Origin of the sequence: Erwinia sp. ErVv1 (assembly GCF_900068895.1) — a bacterium.
Classification (GTDB): Bacteria; Pseudomonadota; Gammaproteobacteria; order Enterobacterales; family Enterobacteriaceae; genus Erwinia.
The window spans coordinates 1,632-1,878 of sequence record NZ_CDPK01000028.1 but is presented as its reverse complement, the minus strand read 5'-3'; the positions used below and the strand labels follow the sequence as shown (position 1 = coordinate 1,878).

Sequence of the window (247 nt, the reverse complement as noted above, 5' to 3'; positions counted from 1 at the left end):
GAGTTAAATTGGTCGAGCTGGGAAGAGACTTCCTCAGCAACAGGATTAGTGTTGAACAGTTTTGCGAAGATATCGTTATCGAACGGGACAGATTATGGGGAGTGAGAGAGCCGGACAAGGCGGTAGATCGCTGCGGAGAGGAACTTTTCATGGCAGCCGACTGCTATGACCCTGAACCGGATCGCAGTCGCTATAGCTGCGAGATGAATGAGGCCGAATTAAGGGCGGAAGTGAAAGCCCTGCTGGA

At 51.8% G+C, this 247-nt stretch carries 1 pseudogene; it reads left to right on the top strand.

Annotated elements, in window-relative coordinates:
- Positions 1 to 8 precede the first annotated feature (8 nt).
- A pseudogene (locus A1830_RS22000) lies at positions 9 to 233 on the top strand (colicin immunity domain-containing protein); the annotation flags it as partial.
- Positions 234 to 247 lie beyond the last annotated feature (14 nt).